A 16,845-nucleotide genomic window follows, 5' to 3' on the forward strand; every position below is an offset into this window, starting at 1 on the left:
TGATATAATATCAACTAAAAGTTCTTTACAAAGAAAGGTGGGAGAAAATTGAATTGCATTTTAAGTGTTGAGGGTATATGTAAGGAGTTTGGTGGTAAAAAAGTTGTTGATGATATATCCTTTCAAGTATCAAAGGGAGAAATATTAGGAATTTTAGGACCTAATGGTGCAGGAAAATCAACAACCATCAGAAGCATTATGGGAATAATTTATCCTGATTCAGGTAATATAGATTTTAGAATAGAATGTGCAAATAATACAATTCCAATAGACAAAATTGGATATTTACCTGAGGAAAGAGGTTTATATAAAAATGTAAGGATTATAGACATATTAATGTACCTTGCAGATTTAAAGAATTATCCAAAAAACAAGGCTAAAAAAAGAATTTTTGAATACCTAGAAAAGTTTGATTTAAAGGGGAAGGAAAAGGCTAAAATCGAAGAGCTTTCTAAAGGAATGGCACAAAAAGTACAGTTTATAGCAGCAGTTCTTCATGAACCTGAGATCCTAATTCTTGATGAGCCCTTCTCCGGTTTAGATCCTGTTAGTCAAGATGTTTTTAGGGAAGAAATCATTAACCTAGCTAAGGGTGGTACATCTATTTTGTTATCTTCTCATCAAATGAATTTAGTAGAAGCACTTTGTAATCGCATTTTTCTTATCCATCAGGGTAAAAAAGTTATTTATGGAAACTTAGATGAGATTAAGGAGTCCTTTGCTAATTTCAAGTGCACCATCAATGGATCGTTTAATGGAATAGATTTATTGAATTTTCCTTATGTTGATAAGGTAGAGGGGGATGAAGGTAAGAAGACTGTATATTTTAAGCCAGATGCTTCAATAAATACATTTATTAATGAAATATCAAATCATATGGAGATAAAAGAGCTCCACATCGATAGAATTTCTCTTCATGATATATTCGTAAGAATAGCAAAAGGAGGGATACCAAATGAATAACAGCATGAAGGTTGCTTTATGGGAAGTAAAGAAAAACCTTACAAATAAGTCATTTCTTATTTCAATTATATTAACCCCATTAATAATGATCATATTTGGTGGATTACCAACACTCCTAAGTATGCTGGAATATAATCAAACCCATAATCTTTATATAAGAGACGAAATAGGAATATACCAAGAGCTTCATCAGTATTTTGATGAACAAGAAGTAGACCTTATTAATTATTCTGGAACATTAGAAGAGCTTAAAGCACAGGGCAACCATAACAGGACAAGCTTTGTTCATTTAGATGATGAAATTATGGAGGTCAATTCAATTAGCATTCATGCTTTAGATGATTCTAGACCACCAACCGCCTCTATTAGAAATGCTTTAAATAATATTATTCGGAATAGAAAGATGGAAGGTTTGGGTTTAACAGCTGAGCAAATTCAGCAGGTGGATACAAATTTTGATATAAGTATTATTACTGTAAAGGGTGAAGAAGAAGACTTCTTAAGAAAAATGATTCCTGCTATTTTTGCAGCTATGATTTATTTTTCCATTTTCTTTTCTGGAGCAATGACATTCCAAAGTTCAACGCAAGAGAAAAAGGACAAGATGGTAGAAATTTTGCTATCATCTGTAACACCAGGACATTTAATGCAAGGAAAAATAGTTGGATGCTTTATTTTAGGTATGATTCAGGTGGTAGTTTGGTTAGCAGTTGGTATACCGATAGCGTATCTAGTTTTAAATATCCCTATTATACAATTAATAGCTATTAAAGAGCTTCCCTTAATGATTTTTTATGCTTTAGCTGGTTATTTATTGTTTTCTTCTATTTTTGTTAGCCTTGGTGCTACAATTGAGGATCCCCAATCGCAGGGTAATTTCCAGGGCATGATATTTCTATTACCAATGCTACCATTCTTTTTCTTTGGACCAATTATAGCCAATCCCCATGGCATAGTAGCAAAAATAGGTACCTATTTCCCATTTTCTACTCCCGGGGTAATGTTACTCAGATTATCTTTAGCTAATAGAGTACCAACATTTGACATTATACTTAGCATTATAATAATTGTTATAACAACATATTTTGTTATGAAGCTAGCTGGTAAGTTATTTAAAACAGCAATACTAATGTATGGTAAAAATGCTACACCTCAAGAAATTTTTAAATGGATAAGATATTAATGAGATAAAGACCGAGGTATACTTAGGTGTAATTCGGCCTTTATCTTAAACACTTGATCACTCAAATAATTGGATGTAATCTCCATAGCCCTCCTTTTCCAGTTTGTCTTTTGGAATAAACCTTAAGGAAGCACTATTAATACAATATCTAACTCCCGTGGGCTTGGGTCCGTCATCAAATACATGGCCTAAATGAGAATCAGCCTTTTTACTCCTAACTTCAGTTCGAATCATACCATGACTCATATCTTTTTTTTCTATAATCTGCTCTTGGTTAATGGGTTTTTTAAAGCTTGGCCAGCCGCATCCAGCATCATATTTATCTTTTGAGCTAAAAAGAGGTTCGCCTGAAATAATATCAACATAAATACCATCTTCATCATTATCCCAATACTCATTTTGAAAGGGAATTTCTGTTCCGTTTTCTTGAGTTACTTTATATTGTAGAGTCGTTAATTCTTTGATTTTTACTTCTTTATCTAATTCTATTTTTTTACTCATTTAAATATCCTCCTTTACAAATATTAATGATAATATACCCAATATTTTAATAAAACTATAGGTGATTAAACTAAAGGACATTTATTTTTCTTTATTGTATAATTGAATTAAATGTAAATACATTATGATAAGTTTATCGTCAGACTTGCAATGGGAAGGGAGCTTGAAATTTGAAGAATATACATGAAGCGTATCAAAAAAGGTACAGCTACTATGACAAGTTATCAATAAAGCTAACAAAGGATATCAATTTGATTAGTAACATGAGGCTATTACTATTTATTATTGCAGCCATCACTTTATACATATTGAGAAATAGTAGCTTCACTATTATTTGGGCAATAATTGCCATAGCCATGTTGATTTTTGTTAATCTTATATGGTTACATCAAAGCAATAAGAATAAACATAAATATGTAAGTCATTTAAAATTTATTAATGATAAGGGATTAAAAAGACTAAAGGGTGAATGGAATAAGTTTGATGATGTAGGAGTCGAATTCAGTGATTCAAATCATCCATTTTTAAATGACTTAGATATATTTGGTCAGGGCTCACTATTTCAAATGATAAATGAAACCAAGACCCAAATGGGAAGAAAAGCACTCGCTAAAATCCTAACTGCTACTGAATGTAATAAAGAGATAATAGTCAAAAATCAGCAGGCAATCAAAGAGCTATCTAAAAAAAGGTGGTGGCGTCAAAGGTTAGCCGTAGAAGGTATGATGATTGAAGGAAAGGATATTAGTAATGAAGATTTAGTTAATTGGGGGACGGCTAAAAATCAAATTTATAGGAGCTTTGGCATCATTATACTAATTCGTGCTTTACCAATAATGCTAATGATTAGCCTAGTAGCTGCCTTTTTTTTAGAGCAAATAACCTTTAAAATTCCAATTTATTTGTTTTTATTAAATTCATCCATAATAGGACTGAATATAAAAAATATTAACAACGAACTAAATAAGGTATTAAAATATAAAAATCAAATAAAGAAATATAAAAGAATAATAATACACTTTGAAAAAGAATTATTTCAATCTGAATATATTAAAGAATTGAAAAAGGGGCTTATTAATGATAACGGTAAAACTGCTGTAGTACAATTGAAGAAGCTAGAAAGATTAGTTGATAGCATATTGAACAGAACTAATTTTGTATTTTTTCCTATTAATATAATACTATTATGGGATTATCAGTGTTTAATAGCATTAGAAAAATGGAGAAGCCAGTCAGGAGGGTTAATAAAAGAATGGCTAAATTCAATAGGTGAAATAGAAGGATTATCTAGCTTAGCCTTAATACCCTACGAAAATCCCAATTGGGTTTATCCTTCAATTACTGATAAGCCATCTAACTTTACAGCAATAAAAATGGGACACCCTTTACTGGGCAATAAACAGGTTTATAACGATATCAGCTTTGGAGATGCTAAAGTATTATTGATAACAGGCTCTAATATGTCAGGAAAAAGCACATTGTTAAGGAGCGCTGGTATCAATTTAGTACTGGCCTATGCAGGAGTTCCAGTTTGTGCCAACTATTTTGAGCTGTCTATTATGAATGTTTATACCTGTATGAGGATTAGTGATAATCTAGAAAAGAGCATTTCTTCCTTTTACGCTGAGCTCTTAAGGATTAAAAGTATTGTTGAAGCAGGTAAAGGGCATAAACCAGTATTTTTCCTACTGGACGAAATATTTAAAGGAACAAATTCTCAGGATCGTCATTTAGGGGCTAAGCTATTAATTAAACAGCTATATGAAAATGGAGCAATTGGTTTTGTTTCAACCCACGATCTTGAACTGGCAGATATGGAAAGAGAAACAAATGAAAAGCTAATAAACTATCATTTTCAAGAGCATTATAAAAACAATGAAATCTTTTTTGATTATCGACTTAGGAGAGGTGTATCAACCACAAGAAATGCGCTGTATTTAATGAGGCTTGCTGGAGTTGAAACAGGATATAATTGAATGGTAGATGTTGAATGTTGAATGATGAATGTTGAATGTTGAATGTTGAATGAGATTAAAGCAATGAGTAAAGATCGCAATAATTGCTATAGCAGGTAAGCTAGAAGACATTAGAGAAGTTTGGTATTAATTTAAGTAGGGGCGGACGACTCTGTCTGCCCATTTCAGTATTTAATGACAACTAACCAGTTTAAGTTAGAAGTATATCCTTTTATAAGTTAATATGAGTCGGAATTTATAAATTAGAATGTAAACTTATGTAGAAGTGGTTTCAACACGAGACCATTAAATCAAATAATAAAAAGGTGTGGATATTTCCACACCTTTGAGATTGTTGAAAAAGTAAACAATAGTAATCCTACTGATAGAAGGCATGGCCTCCAATTTTTGTTACATAACTTTTATTTCTTACTATCCATGTTCCTGCTGCTTTAGACGGATTAAAGAAGTAAGTTGAATTACCAACTGATCTAGAACCGTTAATTGCTTCTCTGGCAGCCTGTGTACATTCATTACATGGATTATTGTATATAGAACCATCAGCCACAGGACTAAATTGAGGAATGTTTTTGTAATACTCAAAAATTACATTGTAAATTGTATTGGGGAAATCTTTAGAATTTACCCTATTTAAAACTACGTTTCCTACTGCTACCTTTCCTCTATAGGGCTCACCAGCAGCTTCTGCATGTATAATTCTTGCCAACCAATATACGTCTCCTGTATTAATACTAGCTGTAACTGTATTGCTTCTTGTAGAAACAGGATTTGTTTTCCCGTATAAGGTAGATTGGGTTTGAGGGCCGGCTATTCCATCAATTCTTATTCGACTATCTATTTGAAAATTAATAACAGCTCTTTCTGTAATTTTTCCATAGATGCCGTCAACTGTGAAATTATAATAGGCCAAGTTTTGCAAAGCCTGTTGTAGTCTTACCACTTCATTACCTCTGCTGCCAAACCGTAGCATGCTGTAAGACTCTCCCGCAAAAACTCCTATTACCTGTATCGATATTAAAAATATTATTAATATCAACGATACAACCTTTTTATTGTTTAACTTCATTTCCTACACTCCTTCCTTTATGCTTCCGAAGTTAGCTGACGGGTTCGGGATAGAAGGCTCCCTACCATATACATGGATTAACCCCTTAGATGGTTCCTCCGTACTCATATAATATGAGATTCAGCTGTGAATAAAGTAAAGCATAAAGGTATTATACAGGAGTGAAGATATTATGTAAACCTGAAAACTGAATATACCAGTAAATACTAACTTTCATATATAAGTATTTAAAGATATTTAAATTAACTTGTTCTTTTAAGTTTAAATGCACCTTAATAGTAACTATTCCCTTACAGCACTTGAAGGTTTTAGTCAATTAAAGAAATATTATAATACCGCTTGAATATTGGAATAATAGCATTTAATAAATAATCTATTTTGTAATGATTTAATTTATGTTAAGATAATAAGATGAAACCTAGTTAAGAAAGGAGATATACATATATATGAAGGATATTGTGCAGTCTGTTGATAGGACTTTATCTATTTTAGAAGTTCTTTCAGATTATCAAGATGGTCTTGGGATTACGGATTTAAGTGGTAAAATTAATCTTCATAAAAGCACAGTACATAGATTATTAGCAACTTTAATACATAAAGGATATGTTATACAAGATAATGTAACCAATAAATATCAAATAACATTTAAATTATTTGAATTGGGGAATAAGAGACTTGAAAATATAGATTTATTTAGTGTTGCAAAACCTTTCTTAAAAGAATTAATGAGTAAAACAAATGAAGTTGTACATCTTGTTATAAGAGAAGGAAATGAAATTGTATATATCGATAAAGTAGAATCAGAAAACACCATCCGAATGTTCTCGAAAATAGGTAGAAGAAGCCCGTTATATTGTACTGCTGTTGGAAAGGCAATTTTAGCACAGCTACCAGAAGAAGAAATAGAAAGAATCTGGAATAATAGTGTTATTGAAAAGTTTACTGACCATACAATAATAACAATTGAAGAAATGAAAAAGGAATTACAAGAAATACGCAAAAAAGAGTATGCAGTAGATGAACAGGAAAATGAGCTGGGAGTACGATGTGTTGGAGCGGTTGTATTTAATCATACTGGCGAAGTAGCTGGTGCAATTAGTATATCTGGCCCCACAATACGGGTTACAAAGGAGAAGGCCAGTGAGTTTTCTAAATTAGTCATTATGTATAGTAAGATGATATCAAAAGAGCTTGGTTACAGAGGATAGATGTAATCAAGTTTTTTATTGATATTTAAGTATATTTTACTAGATGAAGAAGCACACCATAAAAGTAGTATAATAACTTTTCAATTATCATCATATTTAAGAGAAATTAAAAAAATTTGATTGACACATACCCCAAGGGGGTATATAATTTATACCATAGGGGGGTATATGAATGTTGTAATTGATTTATTTGACACAATTAGTGAATAATACTTAAATAACTAAGGTATAAGTAGAATAATGTTATTTAAGATCAATTTCAATTTACATTATATAAATATAGTTGAGAGGAGAAGTGTTTATGAGCAATGATATAAATAAAAAAACAATTATATTCAAAATTGAAGGGATGTCTTGTAGCAGTTGTGCTGCAATAATTGGAAAAAAGCTAAATTCAATTGATGGCATTATAAACTCTAATATTAATATTGCCACCGAAAAGGGGCAGGTAGAATATAATAACAATTTAATAGATGAAAAGATAATTATAAAGGCGATAGATGATGCAGGCTACAGAGCTGTGCTGGAGGAAGACAATAAAACAGAAAAGATTACTTTGAAAATTGCAGGCATGACATGTACAGCCTGCGCTAGTAGGGTTGAAAAAACATTAAACAAATTAGAAGGGGTTATAAATGCAAGTGTTAACTTTGCGGTAGAAAAGGTAACTGTGGAATATGATCCCCAAAAAATTAGACTATCCCAGATGAAAAATAAAATTAGTGATTCAGGATATGAACTCATATTAGAAGAGGAAAAGTCTAATGATGTAGATGAAGATGAAGTGAAAATGCAGAAGGCTAAGAAAACAATGTTAACATCAGGCTTCCTTTCAGGAGCAATTATGACCCTTATGGTAATACACATGTTCATTATACCAATTCCTGTTTATTTACCGATTGTTGCACTATTAGGTTTCCCAATTATTTTTGGGACAGGACTTCATGTTCATAAGGCTAGTTTTAAGGCACTTAAAAACAAAAACCCTAATATGGATGTATTGGTAACACTTGGGTCTTTACCTCCCTATGTAATAGGCTTAATGGGTTTCTTTTTTCCAATTCAAACATTTATTGAAATGGCAACAACTATAATGACTTTTCATTTGATTGGAAAATATTTAGAGGTTCGTGCTAAAGGAAGGGCATCTCAAGCCATAAAAAAATTACTTCAAATGGGTGCTAAAACAGCAAAAATTATAGTCGATGGAGAAGAAATGGAAATTCCAGTTAAAGACTTACAGGTAGGAGATATTATGGTAGTGCGTCCTGGAGAAAAGATTCCTACTGATGGTATAGTTGTTGATGGCAATAGTTTAGTAGATGAGTCTATGGCAACTGGAGAGTCTATGCCTGTAAAACGAGAAAAGGGCCATGAAGTAATAGGAGCAACGTTAAATAAGCAAGGGTTGTTAAAGGTAGAGGTAACAAAAATAGGAAAAGATACCTTCTTATCGCAAGTAATTAAGATGGTGGAGGAATGTCAGGGTTCTAAAGTACCAATACAGGAGTTTGCAGACCGTGTTACTGGATATTTCGTTCCTGCAATAATCATTATTACATTTGGTACGTTTATTTCCTTTAATATATTTCCAGAATTTCATTTAAGAATTATTCAGTGGGGTTCAACCTTCTTACCATGGGTAAACCCAGACCTGACACCACTTACTTTAGCATTTATTACAGCTACTGCTGTTTTAGTTATCTCTTGTCCTTGTGCATTAGGGTTAGGAACACCAACTGCTTTAATGGTAGGTAGTGGTATAGGAGCAGAAAAGGGTATTCTAATTCGAAACGGTGAAGCCATTCAAACCTTTAAAGAAGTAAGGGCTATTGCCTTTGATAAAACTGGTACCATTACAAAGGGTAAACCAGAGGTGACTGACTTAATAATGGTAGATGGTGTTACAGTAAAAGATTTTCTTTACTATGCAGGTACAATTGAAAATGGATCAGAGCATCCTTTAGCTCATTCTATTGTTGAAAAAGCTAAGGATGAAAAGATAAAATTAGGTGAAGTTATAGATTTTAATGCAGTTGTTGGTATGGGTGTAATAGGGATTATTGACGGAGAAGGTGTACTTGTAGGAAATAGAAAATTAATGAAGGAAAACAACATTGCATTTGAGGCCTATGAAGAAGAACTAATTAGATTAGAGGAAGAAGCAAAAACAGCTATGCTGCTTGCTAAAGGAAATGAATTATTAGGTATCGTAGCCGTAGCCGATCCAATAAAGGAAGATTCAGCACAAGCTATAGCAGAATTAGAAAGTATGGGTATTAAAACAGCCATGATTACAGGAGATAATAGAAGGACTGCTGCTGCCATAGGTAAAAAAGTAGGAATAAGTCATGTGATTTCAGAAGTGCTACCAGATGGTAAGGTAGAAGAAGTTGTAAAGCTACAAGAGAAATATGGTACAGTAGCTATGGTAGGAGATGGAATAAATGATGCTCCTGCATTGAAGCAATCTAATGTTGGAATTGCCATTGGAACAGGGACAGATATCGCTATAGAAGCTGCTGATGTTACGCTAGTAAGAGGAGAGTTAACGGGCATAGTATCTGCAATCAAATTATCTAGAGCAATCTTCAAAAAGATTAAAGAAAATTATTTCTGGGCTTGGTTTTATAATGCTATAGCAATACCAGTAGCAATGTTTGGATTATTACATCCAATGATAGGGGCAGCTGCTATGGCCATAAGTTCATTAAATGTTGTTTATAACTCATTAAGACTGAAGAAAGTTGATATAGAGCCCAGCTATAAGAGGGCGTAGAGGTAATATACTAAAGAATGTTCTTTAGTATGATTAGTAAAAAACTCTGTATAGATAAACTGAAATAGCTTTAATATGAGATAATAGATAAGTTAAAAATGATGTCCAGTATATACAATGCTGGACATCATTTAATTTTTGCTTGTTGTAGATAAATAATCTGCTATTGTAATTAATTTGAAATTGTAAGATTATTGTGTAAATTTCATTTTTAAAGAAGGAAAAATAAGAAATCTGTCGAAAAACTAGTAGTGATTAATTATGTAAAACAAAATACTATAAAAGAGGGATGCTAGTGAAATTAACCATCAGAAAGAAAATTACAGTAATGGTACTTATTCTAATATTGACATTAGTATCTACTTTAGGAATTATAGTATATAGATATTCAAAGGAAATTCTAATTGAGGACACTAAAACCAAAAGCTTAAACACTATTAATAATATAAATGACTACTTTTTGAAGAATTTCATGAGAGACATGGAACAGGTTGTGAATTATTGGGCACAAGACGAAGATATTATTAACTATAGAAACATGCCTAATCAGCCGAAGCTAGTAAGAGATATTCCCGAACATTTTCAATACGTTGCAGATCAGTGGGGGGGGTATATATCGGTAAACCCTGATGTTGCTTGGATATATTTTGGAGTACAGGAGGATGGATCTATTCTTTTAAATCCATTAGATCCCACAATGCCAGAGGATTATGATTGTAGAGAAAGAGATTGGTATTTAAGTGCAGTAGATCAAGATGGTAAAGTTATTTGGACAGACCCCTATCTTGATGCTGGAGAAACGGGTGAAATAGTTGTAACAGTTGCAAAGGCAGTAAAAAATGAGAATGAGTTAGTTGGAGTTATTGGCATTGATATAAGGCTTAATAAATTCACAGAAATAATTAAAAATCTAGTTTTCGGTGAAGAAGGTCACTTAATGCTTGTAAGTAATAATGGTGACATTTATGCTCATCAGGATGAAGCTAAGGTATTGGAGAACCTTTCTGAAGAAGCTTGGTTTAATGAGTTGTTATTAAATGACACTGGAGTGAACCTATACAAAGATTTGGATGACAATGATATTATTGTTACTTATCTTACAATTCCAGAAACTCAATGGAAGCTTATAGGGGTTACCCCATTAAATATAAATGAAATCATGATTCCTATTAGGAATCAAGTGATGGGTACTGCTTTAATTAGCTTTATAATAACACTATTTTTAGGTTATGGACTCTCACTAATTTTAACGAAACCAGTTGAAGAAATAATGAGTACCATAAATAAAATTTCCATTGGTGAAATGGGTGTCCGAGTTAACATTAAATCAAGAGATGAATTTAGGATATTAGGTGAGAAGTTCAACGAAATGATATTTGAAATAGAAAGCCTATTGAAGGAAAGAAGCCTTCATGTAGGTGAACTAACAGAAAAGAATAAAGAAATAATGGAGCAAAATGATGAAATTCTAGCTTACTCAGAGCAAACTGAAGCGATGAACAGAGAACTATCAAACCTTGTTGGTGAGATTAGAAATAATTACTTATCTACAGTAAAGGCACTTGCTAATTCTATTGAAGCTAATGATAGATATACACGTGGTCATTGTGAAAGAGTAAGAAATTATGCATTAGAAATAGCTAATGGGATGGGGTTTGGAAAGGTAGATTTGAATAATCTTGAGTTTGCCAGTCTTCTTCATGATATAGGGAAAATCGGTATTACCTCTGAAATATTAAATAAGGAAGGCAAACTAACCTTTGATGAATGTCAAATTGTTAAAAGCCATCCACAAATAGCCTATGATATTTTATCTGATGTAGACTTTCTAAAGGATAGCAGAGAGATTATCTATCAACATCATGAAAGATTTGATGGCAATGGATACCCTAGAGGGTTAAAGGGTGATGAAATGCATTCCTCAGCAAAAATACTAGCTGTGGCTGATGCATATGATGCTATGACAAGCACCAGACCCTATAGAAAAACTCCACTAACTAAGGAAGCTGCAATAAAACAGCTGCAGAAGGGAAGGGGTACTCAATTTGACCCTACAATAGTTGATGTATTTATATTAATTTTATTAAATAGTTAAGAAGTATAATGGGATTCCATATGTGGGGGTCCCTTTTAAAGTTCTTATCAGTTTATTTTTGTTTATATACTAGAGGAATTAAATGCAGTAAGAAGAATATTAGTAGTATATAATTTAAATAGAAGACACATATATATGAATTTAGTTGGAGGTTGAATCTAGTGAAAAAATACATTTATATTACTCTTTTAGTATTGAGTATTTTTATATTGTCATCTTGTAGCTCAGTGTACCCAAACAAAGCAAATGAAGAAAATCAAGGAAAACCGGTTAAGACAGTAGACTTGATTAAGACAGGATATCCGCTTTATCTTGAGTACATAGGTATGGTTAAACCAGAAGAGATAAAAAAATATAGCTTTAAGACCTCAGGTAGAATAGAAAAAATATACACAGAAAAGGGAGAATTTGTACTAAAAGGAACACCTTTAGTACAGCTAAGCTCTGAAGATTTAAACTCTGCATTAAAGGCTTCGAGGGCTCAATTAGATTCTGCTTCAAGTCAATATAATAAAGCGTTGAAAGGTGCAACAGCAGAAGAAATTAATCAAATAGAGCTAAAGGTAACACAGGCTCAATTAGCATATAAGCATCGACTTGACCTATATAACAAAATGAAGGAGCTCCATGAGGCAGGAGTGATTTCAAAACAAGATTTAGATAATTCAAAACTAGAGCTAGATTTGAGTAGAACTGAGCTGAATCTTGCAGAAGAGGTAGAAAAACAAATAAAGGAAGGTACCAGAAAAGAGGACCTCGAAACACTTCGTTCTCAGTTAAATATGGCAGAAGCAGATTTTCAGCAGAAGGAAAGTTTATTGGAGGATGCCATAATATTTGCAGATACAGATGGATATGCAATTGATATTCTATATAAGGCTGGAGAAATGGCACCAGCCGGTCATCCGGTAGTTATTTTTAAAGGAGAAGGTCAGATTCTTAAAACAGGGATATCACAGAAGGATAAAAATAGAGTAGAAGTTGGCATGCCAGTAATTGTGAAGGGTAACGATATTGAGGTGGTTGGAGAAGTAATGTATATTCACTCATTACCAGATGAACAAACGTTAACCTATGAGACGGAGATAAGTATCCCCTATGAGACCTTTTCTATAGGAGAAATATTGAAGCTATCAATAGAAGTTAGTCATGAAGAGGCTGTACAAATACCCATTCAATCAATTATGTCTAATGACATAGACTATGTATTTTTAGTTAAGGAAGGAAAAGTAGAGAAAAGAGAGATCGAAATATTAGAGATCAGAGGCAGTCATGTAACAGTAAAGGGATTAGAAAATGGAGAAGAGCTTGTAGTACAAGGGATGAAAAGACTAAAACCAGCAGACAAGGTTATTGTTGAAAGATAGGGATGGGGTGAATGAGGTGAATAAGGGCATATTGCAATCGGCTATTAAAAATAGAAGGGTGACTCTTTTTATTGTAATATTAATATTTATATCTGGTATTTACAGCTTTTATATAACCCCTAAACAAGAGTATCCAAATATAACAGCACCATTTGCTTTAATTACAGCTGTTTATCCAGGTGCATCGCCTGAGGATGTCGAAAAGTTAGTGACATCTAAAATAGAGGATGAATTGGTGGAAATTGAAGGCTATAGCTATTCAAAATCCTTTTCTAAAAACAGTATCTCTATAATAATTTTAAGACTAGATGATAAGGTTGATGTTGAAGAAACCTGGACCACTTTAAGATACAAAATGAAGGAGCTTCAAAAAAAACTACCAAAGGAAAGTCAGGATATTGAAGTAAATACTGATTTAGCTGATACAGCAGGAATGATTATCAGTCTTTCAGGTGATGGATACAGCTATGATGAGTTAACCAATTATGGAGAAATATTTAAAAGGGAACTGAGTAGAATTAGTGGCATGTCTAAAATAGATATCGTTGGGAAACAGGAAAAGGTCATAGTGGTGGAAGTATCTGTTGAAAGACTAAATTATTATTCAATTTCCTTAGATGATATTGTGGGTATAATTAAATCACAAAATTTAGATATACCTACAGGAATGATAGGTGATGGTGAAACTAAAATTAATATCAGGGTACCTGGAGGACTGACTGATATAAGGGATATCGAAAATATAATTGTAGCTGTTTCACAAAGTAACGGAAGTCTAGTTAGACTAGGTGATATAGCAGATATTTATATGGAGGTAGAGGATGCTAATTATAAAATAAAACAGGATGGTGAAAATGCAGTATTAATAACAGGATATTTTAGTGAAAACGAAAACATTTTATTAGTTGGAAAAAATGTAGAAAACACATTGAATAAATTAAAGGCTGAAATCCCTTCAGATATACTAGTACTAGATGCCGTTTATCATCCAAGGGATGTTGGAAGTGCGGTTAAAAACTTCTTGATGAATCTTATAATAGGAATGATATTTGTTTTGATTATAGTTTTTATTGGAATGGGCTGGCGAAATGCATTAATAGTTTCAGCAGCAATTCCACTATCTATATTATCTGCCTTCACAATTATGAATGTACTTGGTATTAAGATTCATCAAATATCAATTGCAGCACTAATAATTGCACTGGGAATGTTGGTTGACAATGCAATTGTAATAAGTGATTCTATACAAGTATATCTAGACAATACTGAAAATCGTATTGATGCATGTGTTAAAGGTACAAAAGAGGTGGCAATTCCTGTATTGACTTCTACCCTTACAACAATAGGAGCTTTTATTCCACTAATAATGCTGCCATCAGTGGCTGGGGAATATATACGCAGCATTCCGCAGGTTGTAATAATTACCCTAACTGCCTCCTATTTAGTTGCAATATTTGTTGTACCTACTTTAGCCTTTATGTTTTTAACAGAAAGCGTTGCAATAGATAAAAAAACCCGGACTAGACTATTTTTTATGGATACCCTGAAAAAAGCTTTAACGGCTAGAAAAAAGGTTGTTATTTCTTTAATAGCTATCTTTATTGGTACAATTTATATTGTAACACTATTAGGATTACAGTTTTTCCCAAAGGCTGATACAAATATTATTTATATCGATGTCACTAGTGAGAAGTTAATGGATATAGATGAGACAGAGAAGGTTGTAGAACAGGTATTAGAAATTCTTCATAGAGAAAAAGAGGTAATTAGCACAACAGCATCTATTGGAGACGGACTTCCTAAGTTTCATAATGCATTGCCTGCGCCAATTAAGTCTCAGGATTATGCTCAAATAATGATGCAGCTGGATCTTAAGAAAGGAAAAAGATTGAAAACAAACTCACAGTTTATCGAGTATCTACAGGAAGAAATTAATAATTCTATTGCAGGTGGTACTATTATTGTAAAGGAATTAGAACAGGGAGAGCCTATTGGAGCACCTGTTACTATAAGGGTTACAGGAGAAGATATTGAAAAAATACTAGCTGTAACAGAGAATATAAAGGATATTTTAACAATAATTGAAGGCACTATAAATATTCAAGATGATTATGAAGATAAAAGCTATGAGTATTACCTTGATATAGACAATGATATAGCTGCATTGCTTGGAATCACCAATTATGATATCCAAAACGAAATGAACATTGCTTTAATGGGAAGGGAAGCGACATCTTTAATTAAGGAAGGTAATGAGTATAAGATCATTGTAAAAAGCAATATAAAAAGCATTGATGATATGGAAAACTTTCATGTTGCATCCTCCTACACCAATAATAAGGTGCTATTAAAGCAATTGGGGTCAGTTACTTTAAATAGTAAAACTCCAACCATTAAAAAATATAACAGAGAAATGGCTGTAACTATTCAAAGTGATGTTAAGCCTGGATATAGCTCTGTAGTTATACAAAAGGGTGTAGAGAATAAATTGGATGATTTAGATTTAACCGATGTAGAAGTAGTGTTTGATGGAGAAAGAGAAAAAATTAGAGAGTATTTCGGCAATGTGGGTGTTTCTTCTATCTTCGCTATTTTCTTAATTTATTTAGTATTGCTATTGCAGTTTAAATCACTAATTCAACCCATAATTATTCTATTGACTATACCCCTTTCTGCTATTGGATCAATACTAGGATTATTCATTTTTCGCCAACTACTTTCCTTTACTTCACTGTTGGGAATCGTAAGCTTATTTGGAATTGTAGTTAATAATGCAATAGTACTAATGGACTTTATTAACAATGAGAGAAAAGACGGAATGGAAATTAAAGATGCCTGTGTTACTTCAGTGGCTAAAAGATTTAGACCAATTATGTTGACCACCATTACAACAGTAGCAGGTTTATTGCCTTTAGCCTTTGGTAGAAATGAGCTTTTTGTACCTATGGCCATATCACTAATAGCAGGGCTAATGGTATCCACACTATTAACACTAGTAATAATACCTGTTGTTTATAGCTTAGTTGAAGGATATAAAATAAAGCAAAATTAAAAAAAAGCCAGATCATTTGATCAGGCTTTTTTTTAATTCAACATTCAATTTCTTTATAATAATTATTTTAATTATTTCTTAAAGTTCATATCTATTTTACAGGCAGTGTCCTCATCCTTCATCAATTCTTCAGCAATGAAGGCAGCAACCTCTCCAGTAATTTTTACACAATGGTTTTTTCTTTCTGGGCTTGTAAACTCATAATCCTTCACCAACACACGGCAACAGGTACTCTTATACATATTTTTAATATGATCATGAAGAGCTGCCGATATAGGAAACATCTTTTCTTGCATAGTCTCTCCGTGACTTCGACCATATACCATTCCTAGAGCCATGGAACCTCCACTAACTGCACCACAAAGACATCCTGACTTTCCTAAACCAATTGGGAAGGCTGATGACAACTTTGTAATTTCTTTAGGAAATGGCCATCCTAATAATTCATTAATTGTATGTACAACTGCTTCAGAACAGAAAAATTCACCTCTTTGAAAATATCCTTCAGCTTTTTCTCTTACATCTTCTATTAATTGCTTATTATCCATTTTCATTACCCCCATCTTTAATTTACCTCTATATATTATTATATTGATTAGTAAAGGACAAATAGATTTTATCAATAATAGATGTAATATCTATAGAAAAACCTTAA

At 32.6% G+C, this 16,845-nt stretch carries 10 protein-coding genes, 1 pseudogene and 1 riboswitch; of the genes and pseudogenes, 8 read left to right on the forward strand and 3 right to left on the reverse strand.

What is annotated here, in order from left to right; translation table 11 throughout:
* Window positions 1-48: 48 nt before the first annotated feature.
* Together BLP68_RS06415 and BLP68_RS06420 are read left to right on the forward strand one after the other, a co-directional pair.
* Window positions 49-963, forward strand: a complete 915-nt coding sequence (locus BLP68_RS06415) for an ABC transporter ATP-binding protein (protein ID WP_091541392.1) — start codon at window positions 49-51, stop codon at window positions 961-963.
* The gene (locus BLP68_RS06420) at window positions 956-2,146 is read left to right on the forward strand and encodes an ABC transporter permease (protein WP_091541394.1); all 1,191 of its coding nucleotides are present in this window, start codon (window positions 956-958) and stop codon (window positions 2,144-2,146) included. Before BLP68_RS06415 ends, BLP68_RS06420 begins: the two co-directional genes overlap by 8 nt.
* Window positions 2,147-2,203: 57 nt before the next feature.
* Here the strand turns inward: BLP68_RS06420 and msrB are convergent.
* A pseudogene (msrB, locus tag BLP68_RS06425) lies at window positions 2,204-2,611 on the reverse strand (peptide-methionine (R)-S-oxide reductase MsrB); the annotation flags it as partial.
* Window positions 2,612-2,817: 206 nt separating this feature from the next.
* Between msrB and BLP68_RS06430 the strand changes: the two are divergent.
* The gene (locus tag BLP68_RS06430; protein ID WP_091541396.1) at window positions 2,818-4,623 is read left to right on the forward strand and encodes a MutS family DNA mismatch repair protein; all 1,806 of its coding nucleotides are present in this window, start codon (window positions 2,818-2,820) and stop codon (window positions 4,621-4,623) included.
* Window positions 4,624-4,981: 358 nt separating this feature from the next.
* On the opposite strand, the gene BLP68_RS06435 is transcribed toward BLP68_RS06430, so the two are convergent.
* Complete coding sequence (locus BLP68_RS06435) at window positions 4,982-5,689, reverse strand: cell wall hydrolase (protein WP_091541399.1); 708 nt, start codon at window positions 5,687-5,689, stop codon at window positions 4,982-4,984.
* Window positions 5,690-5,695: 6 nt separating this feature from the next.
* A riboswitch (cyclic di-AMP (ydaO/yuaA leader) is annotated at window positions 5,696-5,825 on the reverse strand.
* A gap of 310 nt (window positions 5,826-6,135) precedes the next feature.
* Between BLP68_RS06435 and BLP68_RS06440 the strand changes: the two genes are divergently transcribed.
* The 5 genes from BLP68_RS06440 (at window position 6,136) to BLP68_RS06460 (ending at window position 16,190) form a co-directional block, all read left to right on the forward strand.
* Window positions 6,136-6,897 (forward strand): IclR family transcriptional regulator, encoded by a 762-nt coding sequence (locus BLP68_RS06440; RefSeq protein ID WP_091541400.1) that lies wholly within the window; start codon window positions 6,136-6,138, stop codon window positions 6,895-6,897.
* A gap of 301 nt (window positions 6,898-7,198) precedes the next feature.
* Window positions 7,199-9,676, forward strand: a complete 2,478-nt coding sequence (locus tag BLP68_RS06445; RefSeq protein WP_091541403.1) for a heavy metal translocating P-type ATPase — start codon at window positions 7,199-7,201, stop codon at window positions 9,674-9,676.
* Between the two features lie 295 nt (window positions 9,677-9,971).
* A complete protein-coding gene (locus BLP68_RS06450) occupies window positions 9,972-11,771 on the forward strand; it encodes an HD domain-containing phosphohydrolase (RefSeq protein WP_176758895.1) in 1,800 nt (599 codons plus the stop codon).
* 161 nt (window positions 11,772-11,932) lie between these two features.
* Window positions 11,933-13,138 carry an efflux RND transporter periplasmic adaptor subunit gene (locus BLP68_RS06455; RefSeq protein WP_091541407.1) on the forward strand — a complete coding sequence of 402 codons (1,206 nt, stop codon included), beginning with the start codon at window positions 11,933-11,935 and terminating at the stop codon, window positions 13,136-13,138.
* 16 nt (window positions 13,139-13,154) lie between these two features.
* Window positions 13,155-16,190: an efflux RND transporter permease subunit gene (locus BLP68_RS06460; protein WP_242876926.1), complete on the forward strand. Its 3,036-nt coding sequence runs from the start codon at window positions 13,155-13,157 to the stop codon at window positions 16,188-16,190.
* A 71-nt stretch (window positions 16,191-16,261) separates the two neighbouring features.
* Here BLP68_RS06460 and BLP68_RS06465 read toward each other — a convergent pair whose 3' ends face one another.
* Window positions 16,262-16,738: a C-GCAxxG-C-C family protein gene (locus BLP68_RS06465; RefSeq protein ID WP_091541410.1), complete on the reverse strand. Its 477-nt coding sequence runs from the start codon at window positions 16,736-16,738 to the stop codon at window positions 16,262-16,264.
* Window positions 16,739-16,845 lie beyond the last annotated feature (107 nt).

This window comes from Alkaliphilus peptidifermentans DSM 18978, assembly GCF_900101495.1.
Taxonomy (GTDB): Bacteria; Bacillota; Clostridia; order Peptostreptococcales; family Natronincolaceae; genus Alkaliphilus_C; species Alkaliphilus_C peptidifermentans.